The 20,913-nt window shown below is 62.9% G+C and carries 17 protein-coding genes; 10 read left to right on the top strand and 7 right to left on the bottom strand.

All coding sequences use genetic code 11. The features are described from left to right. Positions 1-207: 207 nt before the first annotated feature. Positions 208-666, top strand: coding sequence for a CopD family protein (locus M0D68_RS14150; RefSeq protein WP_054035038.1), 459 nt, complete (start codon positions 208-210; stop codon positions 664-666). A gap of 12 nt (positions 667-678) precedes the next feature. Here the strand turns inward: M0D68_RS14150 and M0D68_RS14145 are convergent, their stop codons facing one another. The 6 genes from M0D68_RS14145 to M0D68_RS14120 form a co-directional block, all read right to left on the bottom strand. Further along, positions 679-1,887: a chromate transporter gene (locus tag M0D68_RS14145; protein WP_200619806.1), complete on the bottom strand. Its 1,209-nt coding sequence runs from the start codon at positions 1,885-1,887 to the stop codon at positions 679-681. Positions 1,888-2,108: 221 nt separating this feature from the next. Next, positions 2,109-4,469, bottom strand: a complete 2,361-nt coding sequence (locus M0D68_RS14140) for an EAL domain-containing protein (protein WP_256456204.1) — start codon at positions 4,467-4,469, stop codon at positions 2,109-2,111. Between the two features lie 469 nt (positions 4,470-4,938). Next, a complete protein-coding gene (locus M0D68_RS14135) occupies positions 4,939-5,850 on the bottom strand; it encodes a PhzF family phenazine biosynthesis protein (protein WP_093639338.1) in 912 nt (303 codons plus the stop codon). Between the two features lie 181 nt (positions 5,851-6,031). Beyond that, positions 6,032-6,496: a RidA family protein gene (locus M0D68_RS14130; protein WP_093639341.1), complete on the bottom strand. Its 465-nt coding sequence runs from the start codon at positions 6,494-6,496 to the stop codon at positions 6,032-6,034. Positions 6,497-6,559: 63 nt separating this feature from the next. Further along, on the bottom strand, positions 6,560-7,756 hold the full coding sequence (locus M0D68_RS14125) for a PLP-dependent aminotransferase family protein (protein ID WP_211706069.1): 1,197 nt from the start codon (positions 7,754-7,756) through the stop codon (positions 6,560-6,562). A gap of 75 nt (positions 7,757-7,831) precedes the next feature. Beyond that, entirely contained in the window at positions 7,832-8,521 is a 690-nt protein-coding gene (locus M0D68_RS14120; RefSeq protein WP_266224582.1) for a VOC family protein, read from the bottom strand. Between the two features lie 279 nt (positions 8,522-8,800). Between M0D68_RS14120 and M0D68_RS14115 the strand changes: the two genes are divergently transcribed. From M0D68_RS14115 to M0D68_RS14105, 3 genes are all read left to right on the top strand, one after another. Next, the gene (locus tag M0D68_RS14115; protein WP_266211110.1) at positions 8,801-10,255 is read left to right on the top strand and encodes a PLP-dependent aminotransferase family protein; all 1,455 of its coding nucleotides are present in this window, start codon (positions 8,801-8,803) and stop codon (positions 10,253-10,255) included. A gap of 160 nt (positions 10,256-10,415) precedes the next feature. Next, the gene (htpG, locus tag M0D68_RS14110) at positions 10,416-12,314 is read left to right on the top strand and encodes a molecular chaperone HtpG (protein ID WP_266224580.1); all 1,899 of its coding nucleotides are present in this window, start codon (positions 10,416-10,418) and stop codon (positions 12,312-12,314) included. Between the two features lie 288 nt (positions 12,315-12,602). Further along, a complete protein-coding gene (locus M0D68_RS14105) occupies positions 12,603-14,399 on the top strand; it encodes a hypothetical protein (protein WP_266224578.1) in 1,797 nt (598 codons plus the stop codon). Positions 14,400-14,522: 123 nt separating this feature from the next. Here the strand turns inward: M0D68_RS14105 and M0D68_RS14100 are convergent, their stop codons facing one another. Beyond that, on the bottom strand, positions 14,523-15,029 hold the full coding sequence (locus tag M0D68_RS14100) for an OmpA family protein (RefSeq protein WP_266224576.1): 507 nt from the start codon (positions 15,027-15,029) through the stop codon (positions 14,523-14,525). A 243-nt stretch (positions 15,030-15,272) separates the two neighbouring features. Here M0D68_RS14100 and M0D68_RS14095 point away from each other — a divergent pair, with 243 nt between their 5' ends. From M0D68_RS14095 to M0D68_RS14070, 6 genes are all read left to right on the top strand, one after another. Further along, entirely contained in the window at positions 15,273-16,034 is a 762-nt protein-coding gene (locus M0D68_RS14095) for a chorismate lyase (RefSeq protein ID WP_266224574.1), read from the top strand. Further along, on the top strand, positions 16,034-16,507 hold the full coding sequence (locus tag M0D68_RS14090) for a DNA-deoxyinosine glycosylase (protein WP_256456211.1): 474 nt from the start codon (positions 16,034-16,036) through the stop codon (positions 16,505-16,507). Before M0D68_RS14095 ends, M0D68_RS14090 begins: the two co-directional genes overlap by 1 nt. Continuing rightward, positions 16,504-17,427, top strand: a complete 924-nt coding sequence (locus tag M0D68_RS14085) for a spermidine synthase (protein ID WP_200619797.1) — start codon at positions 16,504-16,506, stop codon at positions 17,425-17,427. Before M0D68_RS14090 ends, M0D68_RS14085 begins: the two co-directional genes overlap by 4 nt. Positions 17,428-17,833: 406 nt before the next feature. Beyond that, positions 17,834-18,073, top strand: a complete 240-nt coding sequence (locus tag M0D68_RS14080) for a DUF3311 domain-containing protein (protein ID WP_054035028.1) — start codon at positions 17,834-17,836, stop codon at positions 18,071-18,073. Continuing rightward, positions 18,073-19,623 carry a monocarboxylate uptake permease MctP gene (gene mctP / locus M0D68_RS14075; protein WP_093639374.1) on the top strand — a complete coding sequence of 517 codons (1,551 nt, stop codon included), beginning with the start codon at positions 18,073-18,075 and terminating at the stop codon, positions 19,621-19,623. Before M0D68_RS14080 ends, mctP begins: the two co-directional genes overlap by 1 nt. 124 nt (positions 19,624-19,747) lie before the next feature. Then, positions 19,748-20,872, top strand: a complete 1,125-nt coding sequence (locus tag M0D68_RS14070; protein ID WP_200619796.1) for an FUSC family protein — start codon at positions 19,748-19,750, stop codon at positions 20,870-20,872. The last annotated feature ends 41 nt before the right edge of the window (positions 20,873-20,913 follow it).

Raw genomic sequence — 20,913 nt, 5'->3', positions numbered from 1 at the left:
ACCTTGAAGCACACGCCGCACGCAGCAAAATTCCGGGGTGCAGCACCGTCGCGGTATCGGGCGCGCTGCAATAACAACTACAAAGAATGTTAAGACGCAGCCAGTACATGGAACTGAGCGCATAGCGCGCGGTCGAATGCGCTCAATAGCCGCTACAAATATCATTCGTCATAAGCGGTGTGGCGTCATCGGGAGAGGAAAACAATTATGAACAAAGCTGTCGAACTCGCACTCTTTTTGCATCTGCTCGCAGTCGCCGTGTGGGTGGGTGGGATGGTATTCGCGCATTTCTGTCTGCGCCCGGCCATTGCCGATCTTTCGCCACAACTACGCTTGCCTTTGTGGGAATCGGTGTTCAGCCGCTTCTTCAACTGGGTCGCCGCAGCCGTGCTGGTGATTCTCCTCACGGGCGGCTTTCTGCTGATGCAATTCGGTGGTGGTCACGCCACGTGGCCGTTGCATGCCATGGCCGGCCTCGGCATCGTGATGATGCTGATCTTCGGGCACATTCGTTTCGCCGTGTTTCCGCGCATTCGCCGTGCGGTGCAGGCGCAGAAGTGGCCGGATGGCGCGCAGGCAGTCGGTACGATTCGGCGTCTGGTGCTGGTGAATATCGTGCTGGGCGTGGTGACGATCGGCGTAGCGGTGTTGTCACGCGGGTTCTGACGCCCGGCCCGCCTATTGCATGGCGCCGTAGGCAAGCCACAACCCACATGCGGCCGCCACGGTTCCGTACACCGCGTACACCGGCACCTTGAGCTTTGCGAAGCACATGCCGGAGAACAGCGCCGTCACCAGATACACAGGTTTAAACGGCACATGCACCGCGATGCGCAGCACGGCCACCGCCAGAAACGCGGTGGTGACCGCGCGCAAGATCCGCATGCCGTGCTCGAAACGTGGATTGGCCTTCAACTGATGCAGATGCCGCTGCGCCAGCACGACGAGGCAGCCCGACGGCACAAAGAGCGCGAGCGTAGCAATCAGCGCGCCCACCCAGCCATCCACCAGATAGCCGAAGAACGGCACCACATTCAGCAGCGGTCCCGGCGACAACGGGGAGAGCGAAAACGCCAAGGTGAAGTCGTTATCCGACACGCCGATCGCCGGCGTGACGAACAATGTCTTAAGTACCGGCAACGCCGAGAAGCCACCACCGAACAAGGTCATGCCGGCGCCGGCCAGCCGCGGCCACAGCAGCGCCAGTTCATAGCGATGCGGCAACGGCAGGGCGAACAACACCAGCAACACGCTCAATGCGGCCAGCATCTGCCAGTCGCCGCGACCGATCGACAGCACGATGCGAGTATTGCGAACCGGACTGACGAACCAACCGGTGCCGAAGGCTGCGCCGAGCATCAACACATAGGCCGCTGGACTGCGTGCATAGAAAAGCGCCACACAACCGAGCACCGCCGCGATCCATTCGAGCTTGCCGCGTACCAGCGCGCGCGTCTGTTTGTACCAGGTGATCGCGATCAGCGTGGCCAGCACCACGCTGAAGTGATTGAGCAGGGTTTGGGAAGCAGCGGCGCGCACGAGCGGCGTGCGATAGAAGATCGCGAATAGCGTCATCAGAATGAAAAAGGGCAGCACGCTGGCGACGCCCGCCACCCAGGCGCCGGTGCGTCCACGCAGCGCATGTCCCAGTTGCACGGCGACATTGCAGCCCACCGGTCCCGGCACCATCCAGGCAAGCGCGATCAGATCGGAAAACGCCACGCGCGAGAGCCGCCCCTCGCGTTCTACGTAGTGGTTTTCGAGTTGTGCCATCAGAGCGAGACCGCCCCACGACAGCGCTGACAGGCCGAACACGACCCGGAACAGCGTCCATAGCGGTTCCCGTTTCCCTCGCCTAGCGGCATCCTGGCTCGTGATCGACTGCATGGCGACGCGGGCCCCCGCATTCGGGCGGCCCGCCCTCTGAGATCATTGTTGTGTGTGTATTGGCGCGGCTCGCAGACGGCATCGCGCTGTGATGCATTACAGCGTGAATGTAGCCGGTTTTGCGAAGCAGCGGTTGGATAAGCGTGGGGCCGCGGCACATACGCTTACAGGCCGCACGCGGCGCGCTTGTGTGTGACTGGCGCGCCACCGCCGGGCCGCATTCAGCTATTGGTGCTCGTGCTGGACACGCTGCTGGTACTGTCGACATCGTGCACGTGGCGATGACCCTTCATACCGCATACGCCGAAGCGTTCGAGCAGCGCCGGAATCGCTTCGACCGGCACCGGACGCGAGAACAGGAAGCCCTGCGCCTCGATATGGCCGAGCGCGGCGAGCCACGCAATCTGCTCTTCGGTCTCCGTGCCTTCGACCACCACCGTGAGTCCGAGCGAACGCGCCAGGTTGACGATCGCGGTGACCATCACGCAGACACTGCGGTCGCCTGGAATCGCCTGGACGAACGAGCGGTCCACCTTCAGCGTGTCGACCGAGAAGCGATTCAGGTAGGACAGCGACGAATAGCCTGTGCCGAAGTCGTCGAGCGCGATGCGCACGCCGAGGCGCTTCAACGCGAAGATTTTCTCCGACACGAGCTCGGGATATTCCATCATCGCCGTCTCGGTGATTTCGAGTTCGAGGCGGCGCGCGGAGATGCCGCTTTCCTCGATCGCGTGTGAGATGGTTTCGTACAGATCGCCGCGCCAGAACTGCACCGCGGAGATGTTCACCGCGAGCGAGAGCGTGTCGTAGCCCTGTTGCTGCCACAACGCCAGTTGGCGGCACGCGGTCTCGATCACGAAGTCGCCGATGGGCACGATCAAACCGGTCGATTCGGCGACCGGAATGAATTCGTTGGCCGGGATCAAACCGTGTTGCGGATGGTTCCAGCGCACCAGCGCTTCGAAACCGGTGATGCAGCGGCGCGTCAGATCGATCTTCGGCTGATAGGCGAGGAACAACTGGCCTTCAGCGAGCGCGACGCGCAGTTGCTGCTCCCACTTCATCAAGTGGTCCGCGCGGTGCGACAACTGTGGCGAATAGAACTGGTAGCAGTTCTTGCCCGCATCTTTCGCGCTGTACATCGCGAGGTCGGCTTTTTTCAGCAGGTCGATCTCGCTTTCGTTGGCGACCGAGTAGAGCGCGATGCCGATGCTCGCGTGCAACACGAACGAGCTGCCGCGCACTTCGAAAGGCTTGGAGAATGCTTCGGCGGCCGCTTCGGCGAGCGTGACGGCGCGCTTCTCGACGTCATCGCCCTTGATCACCACAACGAACTCGTCACCGCCGATGCGGCTCAAGGCGCCGCCGTCGCCGACTGCGGTAGCGAGACGCGAGGCCGTCATTTGCAGCACGATGTCGCCGGCGTTGTGGCCTAGCGTGTCATTGACTGTCTTGAAGTTGTCCAGGTCAATGAAAAGAATCGCGAGGCGCCCGAGATTGGAATGCTGTGCCACGTCGTGCCGCAGTGTTTGCAACGTCGCATAGCGATTGCGCAGACCCGTCAGCAGATCGTACTCGACCAGATGCGTCATCTCGCGTTCGCGTCCGAGCAGCTTGCCGATCAAGCCGGTGGCCACCGCGAAGAAGCTCAGCATGGCGAGCGAGATGAAGCCCGCCATCAGCAGGTAGACGTTGCGCGTGTGGTTGTAGTCGGCGAATTCTTCGGCTTGCGACAGACCGACCAGCACGCCGAGCGGATAGCCGTCGATATGGCGGTAGGAGACGATACGCGTGACGTTGTCGATCGAATCGACGTAGGTGCCCGACACATGCTCTGAGGTTGGATACGAGCCGCTCGCCGAGAACGAACCGTTGGCGGTGTCGACGCTGCCCGTGCGGCGCGCCAGCACCGTGCCGTTGTCCGAGATCACCGCGATCACGCCTTCACGGCCGATGGCCGCGTTGTTGTAGAAGTCGCTGGTGAAATAGCTCGGGTCTTCGGAGACCACCACGACGCCCGCGAACGAGCCGTCGGGATGATTCAGACGCCGTGTCATCTGCAAGGTCCAATGGCCGGATACGCGGCCGAGTACCGGCTTGCTGATATACAACTGGTCATCGTTTTCGTGTTCGTGGACCTTGAAGTGTTCGCGGTCCGACAGGTCGATGTGTTTGGGATTGAGTTCAGCCGTGTTGGCGATCAGCGTGCCGTGCTCGTCGATCAGCGACACCTGCACGAGCGTCTCGCTTTGCACCACGCCTTTTTCCACCGTGCTGGAGAGATCGAAATGATTCGGCGTTTTTTCGAACTCGTATTTGACGAAGCGGGTGATCTGGTCGACCTGGTGAATTGCCTTGACCGTGTGCTGCTCCAGCGCCGCGGAGAGAATCGCGGCAGAGGCCATCGCCTCGCGATTCGTGGCTTCCTTTTCAACCGACAGGCGCGCGAAGATCACAGTCCAAAGCAGGATCAGCACCAGCACGCCGAGCGCCGGAATGGCGAGCAGGGCACGACGGCGCGACACAGCAGGGTCGCGGCGGGGTTTGGCTTCGCGCTGGTCGGAGAAGCGGAACTGGCTCATCGGGCGGCCCGTTCCCTGGTGCCGGCCAGTTGCAACTGCGCGAGCATTGACTGCGCTAATTTCATGGGTGGCTGCATGGTGACCAAGGTGCCGGGACTGCTGCGCAGGGGAAGGGAGCGTGGCGTCGTGCCTGACCATCCGCAGGTCATCGGGTACGTTTCGATATTACTTAATGCCACTGGATTAAGGAAGAGTCCTCGCATCGGGTATACGCGGGCGCGACAGGGCGTGCCGTCCGGCTGAATTCGCAGCCGGCGCAGCCAGCCATGGGGCTGCGGCCTGGCACTTGTTTTCGAATATTTCATCGGGATATGGAATTCAGGTGTGCCAGGCCTCTCGTCATGCATGGCGCATTAATCGCGCAAAAGGTGCGGCATTTTGTTGTTAAGCGTGGCTTGAAGCGGCAAAACACGGCCAGCGCTCAGCAGCAGACCGGCGCGCGCGAACCCGCAATCGAGCGCTGCGCCGTTCATGGCAAGCGGAACGTGCCGTCGACGATCGTCACTGACGGCCCACCGATCCACGTTTTGCCGGCGTCGTCGTCGTAGTGCACCGAAACGTTGCCGGCACGGCCCAACACGGTGCCTTGGCGGGCCGTGTAGTGTGCGCCGGGGCGCAATTGCTGGGCGCTCAGCAGGCCCGCGAGTGCGGCATTCGCGCTGCCCGTCACCGGATCTTCACCCACACCGAAGCGGCCGCCTGACATCAGGCACCGTACCTCGAAGGTGGCCGGGCCGTCAGCGTCGTGCGGTCCATAGACGGCAAGGCCGTGGGTGTCCATCGCATGGACGAGGTCGGCGAGCGCGGCGGCATCGGGCTCGAGCGCGAGGCAATCGCGCGCTGAATTGACGCGTACCACGAGCCATGGCGCACCATTGTCGACCGCGCAGGGCGTCGCGCTGAAGTCGATCGCATCGCTACGTAAAGCCATAGTGAGCGCCGCGTACCGATCCTGGGGAAGCGCTGTGACGCGCGCAGGCGGGGCGGCGAATGCCCATGTCTCCTGTGCTTCACCGGTCGATTCAGCCGGCGCCTTCAGCGCCTTCAATTCGATGAGACCCACGCCGCATTGCTGGATCAGCTTGCCAGCCTGTTTCGGCCGATACCCGCTTTCGAGCAGCGCATGCGCGGTGCCGAGTGTCGGATGACCAGCGAACGGCAACTCGCCATGCGTCGTGAAGATACGCACGCGATAGTCGGCAGCCGGGTCGGTCGGCTTCAGCAGGAAGGTCGTTTCGGAAAGATTGGTCCAGTGCGCGATGGCCTGCATCTGATCGGCATCGAGTGCATCGGCATCGAACACGACTGCAAGCGGATTGCCTTTGAACGGTACCGACGTGAACACGTCGACTTGTTTGAAACGAACGGTGTGAGCGGTCATCAGGCGCAGTCCGGCGAATCCGGCAGATTGATAGGGTTGGCGGATTCTATCTGGTGACAAAGGAACGATCTACCTCGCCACAAATGCAAAACGCGCCGCAGGTGACAGACACCTCGCGACGCGTTCAGGACGCTCGGTACGACCGGCCGGGCGAACCGGCGGCCGAACCTGTTGGCGGTTGTTATTCCACTTCGGCGATCATCTCGATCTCGACGCATGCGCCGAGCGGAATCTGCGCCACGCCGAACGCCGAGCGCGCATGCTTGCCGCGCTCGCCGAACACGTCTGCGATCAGTTCGGAGGCGCCGTTGGTCACCAGATGCTGCTCGGTGAACTCAAGCGTCGAGTTGACGAGGCTCATCAGCTTGACGATGCGCGTGACGCGGTTCAGGTCGCCCACATGCGCATGCAGCGTGGCGAGCAGGTCGATCGCGATGGAACGCGCTGCGGCCTTGCCTTCTTCGGTAGTGAGGGTGGCGCCGAGCTTGCCGGCCCATACCTTGCCGTCTTTCTTCGCGATGTGGCCCGACAGGTATACCGTGTTGCCGCTTTGCGCGCTCATCACATAGGCGGCTGCCGGCGCGCCTGCGCTCGGCAGTTCGATGCCCAGTTCCTTAAGCTTGTCGTACACGTTTGATTGAGCCATGGTGTGTCCTTGGTCGGTAGTGAACAGTAATGAAATTCGGTGGCGCGAGTTGGTCGGGACAGCTTAGACCTTCGCGCGGATCAGTGCCGCGAGACGCGACACGCCTTCGTCGATCTTGGCCGGCGGCACCGTGACGAACGACAGGCGCAGCGTGTTGTGCTGGGCTTCGCTCGCAAAGAACGGACCGCCCGGCACGAACGCCACATTCTGCGCGACGGCTTCTTCGAGCAGCTTCATGCTGTCGATCTGCGCGGGCAGATTCACCCACACGAACATGCCGCCTTCCGGCCGGTTCCAGCTTACGCCTTCCGGCATGTAGCGTTCGAGAGCAGCCAGCATCGCCGCGCATTGATCGCGGTACAGCTCGCGAATGGTCGGCACGTGCGTGTCGAGGAAGCCGTCCTTGATCACTTCGTACACGATGCGTTGTGTGAAGCTCGGCGTGTGCAGATCGGTGGCTTGCTTGGCCTGCACGAGCTTGAAGATCAACTCTTCGGGCGCAATGATGTAGCCGACCCGCAGGCCCGGCGCCAGCACCTTCGAGAACGAGCCGAGATGGACGATGTGATCCGGCGCCATCGACAGCATGGTGGGCAGCGGTTCGCCCGCGTAGTCGAGCGCGCCGTAGGGATCGTCTTCGATCACCGGGAACGGCGCGGTCTTCGCAAACGCGGCCAATGCGCGGCGGCGTTCGACCGGCAGGCGGCGGCCCGTCGGATTCTGGAAATTCGGTTGTGCGTACAGGAGGCGTGCGCCGGCTGTCAGCTCGGGCGTGAGCGCTTCGGGAATCAGGCCTTGCTCGTCGGTCGGCACCTGCACGTAGCGCGGTTCGTACATCGAGAACGATTGCAGCGCGCCGAGGTAGGTCGGCGTTTCGACCAGCACGGGGCTGTTCGGGCATACCAGCACTTTGCCGAGCAGATCGAGCGCTTGCTGCGAGCCGGTCGTGATGAGTACCTGCGAAGGACGAATCTGCGCGCCGTTCACCGAATAGCGTTGCGCGATCCATTCACGCAGCGGCAGATAGCCTTCGGTCGCGCTGTATTGCAAGGCCGCGGCGGGCGCGTCGCGCAGAATGCGGTCGGATGCTTCGCGCATGCGCTCGGCCGGGAAGGTTGCCGGCGAGGGCAGGCCGCCCGCGAACGAAATGACTTCGGGCCGTTCCGTGACTTTCAGGATCTCGCGAATCGCCGAGCTCGTGAGCTTGCGTGCGCGTTCGGACAGTTGCCACGTGGGGGCTTTCAAGTCGCTTTGGTCCATGGTCTCCTCTGCTGGTTTGTCTGGAACTGGTCAAAACTTCAATTATCGCGCGAGTCGACGGCCCACGCGCGCTGCTTATTTAAGGGTCCGTAGACCCTCGGGTGTCTCAAACTCGGCGACGAGCGCCGCCGCGCCGTCCGTGGACTCGAGTGCGATCAGGTGCGCCGCGCCCAGCCAGTGCAATTGCGCGGCAATTACGTCGGCCTGTGGATGGACTGCTTTCAAAGCTTTCAGTGCAATGCCCGTTTCATCCAATACCGCCGACGGGTGCTTCGGCGTGTCCCACTGGATCAGCGTCGGCAGTACGCCGTCGCCGGCGCCTTGCCACGCGGGGAAGGCGCCATCGTCAGGCACCGACAGGCTCCACGTGAAATCGCCGCGCGTCATCGGCACGATCGGTGCAATGCGCTGCGGATACTGCGTTTGCCATGCGCCGAGCTGCTTCGGCCGTTCAACTCGGGCAACCCAGTGCGACAGGTATGGGCCTTTTTTGAGCCGCGCTTGCGTCGCCGGATCGTCGAGGGCGAACAGGCGGGCACGAGGCGCCGCGCCATCCGCCGGTTCTGCCGCCTGCGGGTCGATCGCGATCACTTCCAGATACACGCCGCCCCACAGATTCAGCAGACGATTGTGCGTGCGCATCAGCGGATGCGCGCCGCCGCCGGCCGGTGCGACGCCGAGCGTGTCGGCAACGTACTGCGTGCCCTCGTCGAGGGTACGGGCGGAAATCACGAGGTGATCGAGACGGAGCGAATGGGCAGTCATGGCGGATCAGGAAAACGGTTTCTGCGGTAAGCCGGAACGCGCGCCGGGTGCGGCAGCAGCGTTGCCGGGGTCGTAAGCATAACCGTTTGCCAGGTCGGCGGGCCAGGCGGATGGCGTTTGGGCGGGTCCTGCCCGAGTTCGCTTGTGAGCGGCGGGATGCAACCCGGGCCGCTTTATCATCCGTTGCTTATCTTAAATGTAGCCTTAAATGTAGCGGCGGCGACCGGCACAGTAACGGTACAATCGATTCGATACCGTTCGGTACAGTTGGAGCCCGTTATGTCCGTCCCGCTTACCCAGATTCCCACGCCTCACGATACGACGTCGCTGACGCTGGTCGAGCAGCTCGTCCAGTGGGCGCGCCGCCGCATCGAGGAGCGGGTGTTCCGTCCCGGCATGCGCATGCCGTCGATCCGCAAGCTGGCGCTGGACAAAGGCGTGTCGCGCTTCACCGTGGTCGAGGCGTATGAGCGGCTGGTGGCGCAGGGCTACCTGGAGTCGCGGCGCGGCTCCGGCTTCTATGTGCGCGAACGCTTGGGCGCTGCGCCGACGGCCGAGATCCGCACGATCGCCGCAGCGGCGCCCGCGCCGGCCACGATCGATGTCGTCTGGCTGCTGCGCAATATGTTGCATACGGGCGCGCGCCCCGAGCGCAGTCCTGGCCTCGGCTACTTGCCGGGCCGCTGGCTCGACGGCGATCTGATCACCAACGCGCTGCGCACGCTCGGCCGGCAAAGCGGCGCGCAGATGCTCGGCATCGGCACGCCGCAAGGCTTTTTGCCGCTGCGCCAGCAGTTGCAGACGCGGCTTGAGGAGCTGGAAATCGGCGCTTCGCCGGATCAGATTGTGATGGTCTCCGGCATCACCCAGGCGATCGATCTGATTTCGCGGATTTACGTGAAGCCGGGCGATGCGGTGATCGTCGGCGATCCGGCCTGGTTTCAGATGTTCGGGCGCTTCGCGTCGCAGGGCGCGCGGCTGGTCGGCATGCCGTACACCCCGGATGGGCCGGACCTCGACGCGCTCGAGTCGCTGGTCGAGACCTGGCGGCCGAAAATGCTGGTGATCAATTCGGTGCTGCAGAATCCCACCGGCACCTCGCTCACGGCCGCGCAGGCGTTCCGCATTCTGCGTCTCGCCGAGGCCTACGATTTCATCGTCGTCGAAGACGATATTTACGGCGATCTGTGCCCGCCGAGCTATCCGGGCACGCGCCTCGCGAGCCTCGACCAGTTGAAGCGCGTGATCTACCTGAGCAGCTTTTCGAAGACGCTCGCGCCCAATCTGCGCGTGGGTTTTATCGCCGCCGCGCCTGAAGTGGCCACGGCCGTCAGCGATCAAAAAATGCTGGTCGGCATGACGAGCCCCGAACTGAACGAGCGCGTGCTCTACAAGATTCTCACCGAGGGCCATTACCGCCGGCACGTCGAGCGGCTGCGCGCGCGGCTCGACGGTGTGCGCGAAAAATCGGTGCGGATGCTCGAAAAGACCGGCATGAAGCTGTTTCTGACGCCCGCGGCGGGCATGTTCCTGTGGGCCGACACGGGCGTCGATGCGAGCGCGCTCGCGGCCGCCGGCCACGAAGAAGGCTTTCTGCTGACGCCGGGTAGCCTGTTTTCTCCGCAGCAATCGCCCACCACGTGGATGCGCTTTAACATCGCCAACTGCGGCGATCCTGAGCTGTCGACGTTCCTCTGCCGCTATCTCGACAGCGTCGCGCGGCGCGCCTCTTGAAACCGCGCCGGGCTGCCCCAACTTAGCGGCGACACGGCAATCCGGCCATCCGGCGGCACGGTCCCAGCGGCCAAAGAGGGCTCCAAGCGGGCCCAAGCGGTTCGCGGCCGTGCGCCACGCCTGACTAGAACCCCATTCGTAACAGAGAGGAAGTCCGACCATGGCACAAGAAACCATGAGCTTTCAGGCAGAAGTTAAACAACTTCTGCACCTGATGATCCATTCGCTGTACAGCAACAAGGAAATCTTTCTGCGCGAGCTGATTTCGAACGCGTCCGACGCGGCCGACAAGCTGCGCTTCGAAGCGATTGAAAACAGCGCGCTGTACGAAAACGACCCAAATCTGCGGATTCGCGTGTCGTACGACAAGGCCGCGCGCACCATCACGCTCGACGACAACGGCATCGGCATGAGCCGTGACGAAGCGATCGCCAACCTCGGCACGATCGCGCGCTCGGGCACCAAGGAATTCTTCGGCAAGCTCTCCGGCGACCAGCAGAAAGATGCGGCGCTGATCGGCCAGTTCGGCGTGGGCTTCTACTCAGGCTTCATCGTCGCGGACAAGATCACGGTCGAAACGCGCCGTGCCGGTTTGCCGGCCTCGGAAGGCGTGCGCTGGGAAAGCGCGGGCGAGGGCGATTTCGCAGTTGAGCAGATCGAACGCGCCGCGCGCGGCACGACCATCACGCTGCATCTGCGTGCCGATGAAGACGAGCTGCTGTCGTCGCATCGTCTGAAGTCGATCATCCAGAAGTACTCGGACCACGTCGCGCTGCCCATCCTGATGGCGAAGGAAGAGTGGGACGCTGAAAAGAGCGAGATGGTCACGAAGGAAGAAGACGAGACCGTCAACCAGGCGAGCGCGCTGTGGACTCGTTCGAAGAACGACATCACCGAAGAGCAGTACAAGCAGTTCTACCAGCACCTCTCGCACGATCATCAGGACCCGCTGACGTGGACGCATAACCGCGTTGAAGGTCGCAGCGAGTACACGCAACTGCTGTACGTGCCGACGCATGCGCCGTTCGACATGTTCAACCGCGATCATCGCGCCGGCCTGAAGCTGTACGTGAAGCGCGTGTTCATCATGGACGACGCCGAACAACTGCTGCCGGGCTATCTGCGTTTCGTGAAGGGCGTGGTCGATTCGGCTGATCTGCCGTTGAACGTATCGCGCGAAATCCTGCAGGAAAGCCGCGACGTGAAGGCGATCCGCGAAGGCGTGACCAAGCGTTCGCTGTCGATGCTCGAAGAGTTGGCCAACTCGGAGAACGACGCCGATAAGGAAAAGTACGCCGGCTTCTGGAAGGAATTCGGCCAGGTGCTGAAGGAAGGCATCGGCGAAGATTTCGCCAATCGCGAGCGTATTGCGAAGCTGGTGCGTTTCGCGTCGACGCATACGGAATCGCCGGAGCAAAACGTCTCGCTCGCCGATTACGTCGCGCGGATGAAGCCCGAGCAAACGAAGATCTACTACGTGACCGCCGACACCTGGCAAGCCGCGACCCACAGCCCACATCTCGAAGTGTTCCGCAAGAAGGGCGTGGAAGTGCTGCTGCTGACCGATCGCGTCGATGAATGGATGCTGTCGTTCCTGAACGAATTCGACGGCAAGCCGCTGCAAAGCGTTGCGCGCGGCGATCTCGATCTGGGCGCGCTGAATGACGAAGAAAAGCAGGCGCAGGAAAAGGTCGGCGAAAAGTTCAAGCCGCTTGTCGACAAGATGAAAGAAGCGCTGAAGGACAAGGCCAAGGACGTGCGTTTGACGTTCCGCCTGACCGATTCGCCGTCTTGTCTCGTAGCTGACGATGGCGAAATGAGCGGCTATTTGCAACGTATGCTGAAGGCCGCGGGTCAGGAAGCGCCGTCGTTCCACCCGATTCTCGAAGTGAATCCGGAGCATGCGCTGGTGAAGGGCCTGCATGCGGACAGCGCGAATTTCGACGACTGGTGTCATCTGTTGTTCGATCAGGCTTTGCTTGCTGAAGGCGGCGCGCTGGAAGATCCGGCTAGCTTTGTGAAGCGTACCAACGCGTTGTTGCTGGCGCGTGCGAGTTGAGTTTTCGAGTTTGATTTGAACCCGAGCTGGCGTCGGTTCGACGCTTGTGATTGAAAAATGCGCTGCCTTGGCAGCGCATTTTTTTTTGCCCTCCTGTAACCGATCAGATCTATTCAAAGCGCTAAATCGAGATTGATTTGTGAGATGTGAAAACGCGGCTCTGTTTTATGCTTGCGCGATCGAAATTCGGATGCTTAAGGGACTATCTGCGGTCTGCCAGCCGCTCACGCATCCGATCTCTTTTCTGCAATTGCGCATTGACGCGCCGCGCTAACTCTCTGTATCTCCATGCCCGATTCCGCACTGCCAACCCCCACCGATCCCGTGCATCTCCTGTGGTCGATCTTGCGCGAGCAAGGTTTCGACGCTGCCGAGCGACGGGCGCTTGAATTAACCGCGGAGGGCGTCACGCCGCAATTGCATGCAGATCTGTGCGCGGGTGCGGGGCGTTTCGAAGCTGCGTATCACAGTGCGTCGCAAGCACACACGCAGGCGGCAGAAAACGGCGCGCGTTACGCTCGGCTAGCCCTGTTCGCTGACGCACTAGGCCGTGCTGACGCCGCGCAGCGCAACAGCGAGTTGGCGGTAACCACCCAACCGTCGGCAGCGACGCTCGAATGGATCGTCTGGTTGATCAATCGCTGCGGCGCGCATTCGGCGGCAGTACACATGTTGCGCGCGTACGAGCAACACGAGCCACAGGATGCACGCGCCCCCTGGTGGTTGGCGATTGCGCTTGCGGCGCCGCCGGATGCGAGCGCGCGAGCCGAGCGTCGCGCGGCGCTGTTGCGGGCCTATGCGCTCGATCCGGTGATCCACCCCGCATTGCCGTTGCAGCTCGCGCTGGCTTTCCGAGAAATCCGCGATTGGTCCACCGTCGAACGCGTTTGTCGTGAGGTGCTGACACGCCATCCTGCCGATGCAGAAATTGCCTGGCAACTGAGCCATGCGCAGTGGCAGTGCAACGACGCTGCCGCGGCCGAAGCAACCATGCGCGCTGTCGATGCCGCCGCGCCCGGCAATGCCCAAGTGATGGGCGCGATCGGCATGTATCTGGCCGAGCAGGCGCGTTTTGCAGAAAGCGAAGCGGCACTGTATGCAGCGCTCACGCTCGACCCATCCGCATCGCAGGCGGCCGTCGATCTGGCCGATCTGAAGTTGCGGCGCGGCGACTGGTCGAGCGCATGGCCGCACTTCGCGGCGCGTCTGACGCGCGACGATCGCGAGCCCAACAACGTTGTGACGGTGATGGAAAGGCTGTGTCCGCGCTGGCAGGGTCAATCGCTGGCCGGCAAGACCTTGATCGTGCACAGCGAACAGGGCAACGGCGACGATATTCAGATGGTGCGATTCGTGCACGAGCTGGCGGCGCGCGTACGCGACGAAGGCGGTCGGCTGGTACTCGCAGTGCGCCGGGCGTTACAGCCGCTGTTCGCGCGCTTTTACGGGGATTGCGTCTCCATCGAGGACGGACCGCTCGGCAAGCCGCACTTTGGGCTGCCGATCATGAGCGTGCCGTCGGTGCTGGAGTTGCGGCCTGACCAGGTGCGCGGCGGTGCCTATCTAACCGCCGATGCAAGCCGCGTGGCGGCGTGGCGCGAGCGGATCGGCGCATGGGGCGGGGAGGCGGCGCGATTGCATATCGGCCTCGTCTGGTCAGGCAGCCCGACGCATCGCCGCGACGCGAAGCGGTCGATTCCGCTTGCGGCGCTGGCTCCCGTGCTCGCGCTACCCAATATCGTGTTCCATCCGCTGACGCCGGGCCGTGACGCCGATGTGGCAGCGCTGAGCGGAGCGGGGCATCGCGTGTGCGATCTGACTGCGCACTATCAGGCCGGTTTCGACGACGTGGCCGCGCACGTGAGCGCGCTCGATGCCGTGCTTACCATCGACAGTGCGCCTTTGCATCTGGGCGGTGCGCTGGGGCGCCCGGTGCTGGCGATGCTCGATCATGTGTCGCACTGGTGTTGGGGCAATGAAGAGACGCAACCGTGGTACGACTCTGTTGATCTGTTTCGCCAACCGCGGCCGGGCGCGTGGGAGCCGGTGGTCGAGCGCGTGGCGGCACGTCTGCAGGCGATGTAAGCGCTCGATAGTTGTTTGCGAGAGTCGCGCCGAAACTGCAAAGTCGCGTCTAAAAGACCGCACACGTAAAAACGCCCGCGTCATGCGGGCGTTTTTACGATCCTCACATCAGATGGCGAACACCTACTTCTGCCCCATCAGCGTATCCATCGTTTCACCGCGCACCACGATCTCGGTGCGTCGGTTCAGTGCGCGCCCTTCGGATGTATCGTTGCTGGCGACGGGGTTGTTGTACGCGTAGCCCTTCGTCCTGATCCGGTCCATCGCCACGCCGCGCGCCACGAGCGCATAACCCACCGCAGTGGCGCGCGATTCGGAAAGCTGCTGGTTGTAGTCGAGCGTGCCGACATTGTCGGTGTAGCCCTCGACCAGTATCGGCTTCTTGCTGCGCTTGAGCAGAACGGCTGAGCGATTGATGACCGCCGCTGCATCGCCGCGCACTTCGGATTTGCCGAACTCGAACAGCGCGGCTTCGGGGAGCTTGACTGAGACACCGTTGGCAACCGACGTCACCTCGATGCCGACGGCCTTATTCAACGATGTTTCCTTGTCGCGGTTCAGCGGTGCCGCGCAACCCGCCAGCAGCACGACAGACATTGCGCATGCAGAAGCGCCCAGGAACGTTTTCATGTTTCTTTATCTCCTTCAATATCCGATCACATGGCACGCCCTTCAATCACGGGCGGACCGTCGACTTGTTAAAGCACGAAGGTTGTATCGCGCGTCGCTGGACGAGGAGAATCGGAACTGTCTGAAATCGATACGCTGATTGAGGCGGTTCCGTCCGGCATGGTGATCGACGGACATTCCCGACGGGACGACAGGTTAGGGACTCACGATCTTCTGACAACTGCGCCGTTATAATCCGACACCATGCCTATCCGTTTCGATGCCGCCGACGCCCACTGGCGTGTCGCGCCCTTACCCGGTTTTAGCGCCGCCCAGAAAGACTGGTTGACCCGCGGTGGATCGCTGACCGCGCATCTGCGCACGCTCGGCGTGGTTGCGGTGCGCGTGACGCGCGAAGCCGTCGCGCTGCCGTGGGCCGACGAATACGCCGCGCTCGGTCTTGCGCCGCGTGCGCCGGTGTGGGTTCGGGAGGTAGTGTTGTCGGTTGACGGCGTGCCGTTTGTCGCGGCGCATAGTGTCGCGCCGCTGGCCGCGAGCGTCGGCGTATGGCAGGCCACGCGAAGGTTGCGCACGCGGCCGCTCGCCGAGCTGCTGTACAGCGATAGCAGCGTTGCGCGATCGTCGCTGGTAAGTCGCAGGCTGACGGCGCGTCATCCGTTGTATCGGTTGGCCGCGGTTGAGATCGGTGGCGTGCAACCGCATGCGCTAGTCGCGCGTCGTTCGGTGTTCGAGCGGCACGGTGCGCCGTTGATGGTCACCGAGTGCATGTTGCCGGCGTTGTGGGCGCATCTGGCGTCTCCTTGCCAAACACCGTCTGCGCATTCAGCGTCCAGCCACGTCCATGCTCCGCCGCGCACTCATGTGCGGGAACACGGCCGGCCGCTTGAGCACACGGCATCGCGCGCCGCCCATGGTGCACAGCGCGCAGAACCGGGACACCTTTCCGAACGGGACGCACATGAATCCGGGCACGCGCCGGCATCGGACCGAAAGGAAAAGCGCTGATGCTGCGCGGCTTTCCACCCGTCGTTGCGGCGGATACGCACACGCTGATTCTCGGCAGCTTTCCCGGCGAGGCGTCGCTGGCCGCGACGCAGTATTACGCGCATCCGCGCAACCAGTTCTGGCGCTTGCTCGGCACGGTGCTCGACGAACCGCTTCCCGAGCTCGCCTATGAAGAGCGGCTACGGCGTTTGCTGTCGCACGGCATCGGCGTGTGGGACGTGCTCGCCGCCTGCGAACGCGAAGGCAGTCTCGACGCCGCGATCCGCAATGCCAGCCCCAACGATTTTGCTTCTCTGCGCGCCCACGCGCCGCTGTTGAAGAAAGTCTGCTTCAACGGCAAGACGGCAGGCCGCTTTGCGCCGGTGATCGGCGAAGCGGGCTACGTCACCCTCGTATTGCCTTCGTCGAGTCCGGCGAATGCTATGCTCTCGTTCGACCAAAAATTGCGTCTCTGGCGCGACATCCTTACATGACGAAACTGATCAAGCGCGCCTCAGCTGAAGCCCGTGCTTTCCGCAATAAAGACGCTGACGCCGGCGACCACACGCTGAACAAACAGAAAGCAGTGCGCAATAAAAAACGCGCGCTGCACGACGACGATCTGCACGACGCGCCGCAAATCGAAGCGCCGCGCAAGCCGCGTTTCGCACCGGTTACGTTCTCGGAAGAGGGCGGTGTGCGTTTCCTGCACTTCGGCACGGAATGGGTGCAAGGCGCCATGCGTCTGCGCAAGCCGGATCACATCGAACTCGAATACGCGCAGCAGATGATGGCCTGGTTGCTGTTCATCGAAACGCCCAAGCGGATCGTCCAGCTCGGTCTCGGCGCCGCCGCACTGACCAAGTTTGCGCACCGCTTCCTGAAGCGCGCCAAAGTCGAAGCGGTCGAAGTGAACCCGGCGGTGGTCGTGGCCGCACGCACGATGTTCGAACTGTCGCACGACGACGCCCGTCTGACCGTGCACGAAATGGATGCATGGGACTTCGTCAACGATCGCGCCAACCACGGCACGATCGGCGCGTTGCAGATCGACGTCTACGATGCCACCGCGCGTGGCCCGGTGCTCGACAGCGTCGGCTTCTACCGCGCGGTGCGCGCGTGCCTGACCGAGGCGGGCGTGGTGACGGTGAATCTGTTCGGCGATCATCCGAGCTTCGTGCGCAACATGAAGCGTCTGAACGAAGCCTTCGACGGCCGTGTGGTCGCGCTGCCGGAAGTGCATGACGGCAACCGCATCGCCATCGCGTTCTCGGGCCCGGCACTCGACGTGCCGTTCACGACGCTGCAAGCGCGCGCGAAGCTGATCGAAGCGGAACTCGGCTTGCCGGCGCGCAAGTGGATCAAGGGTTTGCAGGAATCGACCGGTCAGAACGGTAGCTCGTTCTCGATCTGATGTGAGAATGGGTCGGGCCGCTTGAAGCCGCTTAAGGCCGCGTAAGGCTGGTTGAGGCTGGTCCGACCCAGGTCCCCGTTGCGCTCATGCGACGGTTTCCCAACCGCTTCCCCCGTGCATTGCCCGGCTGGTTCGATATCCCCGGATACCCAGGACGCATCGCTCCCATCGGCGCCCCGGCCCCCCGCGTCCGGCGCCCTCGCGGCCACCCCTCATCTCCGCTAAACCACCGCCCCGCGCGCCCCAGCAGCACATTTGCGCCTCGGGTCGTCCCTGCTTGACCGGACGTTCTCGGCTCCTATACTCTTTCGAAGCTTTCGGGGTACCCGTGGCCTACCTGCGACGGGACATCCACCACCCGTCCACACACGGGCCAACATTTCAATAATAGGGAAGAGGAGACGTCATGGCTCACGACGCCGACGCGAACAAGGCCAGCAAGCACTGGCTCTGGTTGCTGCTGTTGCCCTGGATCGCGATGATCTGGGTGCCGTCATATAACAAGGTCGAACCGCAGCTGTTCGATTTTCCGTTCTTCTACTGGTACCAGCTGCTGTGGGTGTTGATCAGCGCGATCATCACGGCGCTCGTGTACTTCAAGACCAAGACCCGCTCGACGGGCAGCTCGCAAGGGGGCGCACGATAATGAACGCCACCGCAACATTCGTCTTCGTCCTGTTCTTTATCGGCGTCACCATTCTCGGCTTTGTCGCGGCTCACTGGCGCAAGGGCGACCTCGCCCATCTGGAAGAGTGGGGCCTCGGCGGCCGGCGCTTCGGCACCATCGTCACCTGGTTCCTGCTGGGCGGCGACCTGTACACCGCTTACACCTTCATCGCCGTGCCGGCGCTGGTGTTCGGTGCGGGCGCAACGGGTTTCTTCGCGCTGCCGTACACGATCCTGATCTATCCATTCGCGTTCGTCGTGTTCCCGAAACTGTGGAGCATCGCCAAACGTCAGGGTTACGTGACATCGGCCGACTTCGTCTCGGCTCGCTATGGCAGCCGCATGCTGGCGTTGGCGATCGCCGTGACCGGCATTGTCGCGACGATGCCGTACATCGCGCTGCAGCTGGTCGGTATCGAAGTGGTGATCGGCGCACTGGGTTTCGACACCAAGGGCTTCGTCGGCGATCTGCCGCTGATCATCGCGTTCGCGATTCTGGCGGCCTACACGTACACGTCGGGCCTGCGCGCGCCGGCCATGATCGCGGTCGTCAAGGACGTGCTGATCTATATCGTGATCTTCGCAGCGATCATCGTGATTCCGCCGCAATTGGGCGGCTTCGGCCATATCTTCAGCGTGGTGCCGCCTGCCAAGCTGCTGCTGAAGGCACCGGACGTGTCGAGCCTGAATGGCTACAGCGCGTACGCGACGCTTGCAGTGGGTTCAGCGCTTGCGCTGTTCCTGTATCCGCACTCGATCACCGCGGTGCTGTCGTCGAAGTCGGGTAACACGATCCGCCGCAACATGGCGATGCTGCCGGCCTACTCGCTGGTGCTCGGCCTGCTCGCGCTGCTGGGCTTCATGGCGCTGGCTTCGGGTGTGAAGGACATGCCGGAATTCGCGCCGTACTTCAAGGCGTTCGGCCCGAACTTCGCGGTGCCGGCGCTGTTCCTGCACTTCTTCCCGTCGTGGTTCGTCGGCGTGGCCTTCGCGGCGATCGGTATCGGCGCGCTGGTGCCGGCGGCGATCATGTCGATTGCGGCAGCGAACCTGTACACGCGCAACATCCACAAGGAGTTCGTGAACCGCAACATGTCGCATGAGCAGGAGACTAACGTCGCGAAGCTGGTGTCGCTGATCGTCAAGGTCGGCGCGGTCGCGTTCATTCTCGGATTGCCGCTCACGTACGCGATCCAGCTGCAACTGCTGGGCGGTATCTGGATCATCCAGACGCTGCCGGCAATCGTGCTGGGTCTCTACACGCGCGTGCTTGACTACCGCGGCCTGCTGATCGGCTGGGCGGTCGGTATCGCAACCGGCACGTGGATGGCGATCTCGCTGAAGCTGGCGGGCTCGATCTTCACGATCCACCTGTTCGGCATGGCGATTCCGGGCTACGCGGCGGTGTGGTCGCTGATCGTCAACCTGATTGTGTCTGTCGTGGTGAGCCTGCTGGTGCGCGCGTTCGGCATGCAGCGCGCCGAGGACCGTACCCGTCCGGAAGATTATCTGGACGTGGTCGAAGGCTAAGCCAGCCGTTCCAGCTCGCCGGAAAAGCAACGCCCGCAGACAAAAGTTTGCGGGCGTTTGTCTTTCCAGGGCACTCCAGGGCAGGATAGCGGAACCGTCCTTCAAAGCGTCCGTCGCGCGAGCCATGGCTTCTGCCGATTCTCCCCGCGTCCTTGTCCGCCGCTCGGCCATCAGCCGCATGGTGCGCACGATCACGTCGCCGTACTACCGCTATCGCCACGCAAAGGTGTTGCATAGCTTGCGGGTCGGCGTCGCGATGCTGGTGTCGATTCTCGCAACCACCGGGATCGACATTCCCCACGGCATCTGGTCGTCGGTGACCTTGCTGGTCGTGATCGGCGGCTTGCAGCATCACGGCAACATCCGCAAAAAGGCCGCCGACCGGGCGGCGGGAACGCTGCTCGGCGCGGTGATCGGGCTTCTGCTCATCCTGACGCAGAACCTGACCGGGTCGCTGCCGCTCACCTATGTACTGATGTCGATCGTCGCGGGGATCTGCGCGTGGTTCGCGATCGGATCGTCGGGGTATATCGGCCTGCTGACGGCGATCACGATGTGCATTGTCGCGGGTCATGGCGACAATCTGATCGACGTCGGTCTATGGCGCACGCTGAACGTGCTGATCGGCATTGTGATCGCGCTGGCGTTTTCGTTCGCGTTGCCGTTGCACGCGACCTATTCATGGCGTTATGGGATCGCCGACAATCTGCGCGACTGTGCGCGGATCTACACCCGTTTGCTGGAAGGCGAAACGATCAGCGAAGAGGAACAGGTCAAACGCTTCCTCGCGATCAACAAGCGGCTGGTGCAGTTGCGCTCGCTGATGCCTTCGGTGGCAAAGGAGATCGACGTGCCGCAGGCGAAGCTCGAAGAGATCCAGCGCTTGCATCGGTCGGTGCTCAGTTCGCTGGAATTGCTGGCGACCGGCCCGCTGATGCGCGCGGACGCTGCAGCGCGCGCCGCGTATGCGCGGGAGTGCGGCGTCGAGGTGCACGCCGTGCGCGGCATGCTGTTGGCGATCGCGCGCGGGCTGCGTTTTGGCCGCGCGACGCACTTCGGCATTCCGGCTGCAACGCCGCTCACCGAGGTGTGCGGTGGCGCGGCGCTTGACTTGCCACCCGACTTGCAAGGGCCGTATTGGCTCGGGCAGCGCCTTGCCGAACAGGTGGACCGGCTGCGCGCTTTGCTGTTGGAGACTGAGCCGAACTGGAACATCGAACGGCATTCGCGCAGTTTGCTGAAGGTTTAGGGCGCAACGCTCAGGGCCGCGCGCCCCTTCCCGATCTGCCG

This window comes from Paraburkholderia sp. SEWSISQ10-3 4 (assembly GCF_030464785.1).
GTDB classification, from domain to species: Bacteria; Pseudomonadota; Gammaproteobacteria; order Burkholderiales; family Burkholderiaceae; genus Paraburkholderia; species Paraburkholderia aspalathi.
Note: the sequence above shows the minus strand (reverse complement) of the source record. Positions and strands in the feature narration are given on the sequence as shown.

Excerpts from the sequence above, each read along its gene's own strand:
- M0D68_RS14090 (WP_256456211.1), top strand. The coding sequence starts at position 16,034 with ATGCTGCGCGGCTTTCCACCCGTCGTTGCGGCGGATACGCACACGCTG.
- M0D68_RS14105 (WP_266224578.1), top strand. The coding sequence starts at position 12,603 with ATGCCCGATTCCGCACTGCCAACCCCCACCGATCCCGTGCATCTCCTG.
- M0D68_RS14150 (WP_054035038.1), top strand. The coding sequence starts at position 208 with ATGAACAAAGCTGTCGAACTCGCACTCTTTTTGCATCTGCTCGCAGTC.
- M0D68_RS14130 (WP_093639341.1), bottom strand. The coding sequence starts at position 6,496 with ATGGCTCAATCAAACGTGTACGACAAGCTTAAGGAACTGGGCATCGAA.
- mctP (WP_093639374.1), top strand. The coding sequence starts at position 18,073 with ATGAACGCCACCGCAACATTCGTCTTCGTCCTGTTCTTTATCGGCGTC.
- M0D68_RS14135 (WP_093639338.1), bottom strand. The coding sequence starts at position 5,850 with ATGACCGCTCACACCGTTCGTTTCAAACAAGTCGACGTGTTCACGTCG.
- M0D68_RS14145 (WP_200619806.1), bottom strand. The coding sequence starts at position 1,887 with ATGCAGTCGATCACGAGCCAGGATGCCGCTAGGCGAGGGAAACGGGAA.
- M0D68_RS14140 (WP_256456204.1), bottom strand. The coding sequence starts at position 4,469 with ATGAGCCAGTTCCGCTTCTCCGACCAGCGCGAAGCCAAACCCCGCCGC.
- htpG (WP_266224580.1), top strand. The coding sequence starts at position 10,416 with ATGGCACAAGAAACCATGAGCTTTCAGGCAGAAGTTAAACAACTTCTG.
- M0D68_RS14095 (WP_266224574.1), top strand. The coding sequence starts at position 15,273 with ATGCCTATCCGTTTCGATGCCGCCGACGCCCACTGGCGTGTCGCGCCC.
- M0D68_RS14070 (WP_200619796.1), top strand. The coding sequence starts at position 19,748 with ATGGCTTCTGCCGATTCTCCCCGCGTCCTTGTCCGCCGCTCGGCCATC.
- M0D68_RS14085 (WP_200619797.1), top strand. The coding sequence starts at position 16,504 with ATGACGAAACTGATCAAGCGCGCCTCAGCTGAAGCCCGTGCTTTCCGC.
- M0D68_RS14100 (WP_266224576.1), bottom strand. The coding sequence starts at position 15,029 with ATGAAAACGTTCCTGGGCGCTTCTGCATGCGCAATGTCTGTCGTGCTG.
- M0D68_RS14080 (WP_054035028.1), top strand. The coding sequence starts at position 17,834 with ATGGCTCACGACGCCGACGCGAACAAGGCCAGCAAGCACTGGCTCTGG.
- M0D68_RS14115 (WP_266211110.1), top strand. The coding sequence starts at position 8,801 with ATGTCCGTCCCGCTTACCCAGATTCCCACGCCTCACGATACGACGTCG.
- M0D68_RS14120 (WP_266224582.1), bottom strand. The coding sequence starts at position 8,521 with ATGACTGCCCATTCGCTCCGTCTCGATCACCTCGTGATTTCCGCCCGT.
- M0D68_RS14125 (WP_211706069.1), bottom strand. The coding sequence starts at position 7,756 with ATGGACCAAAGCGACTTGAAAGCCCCCACGTGGCAACTGTCCGAACGC.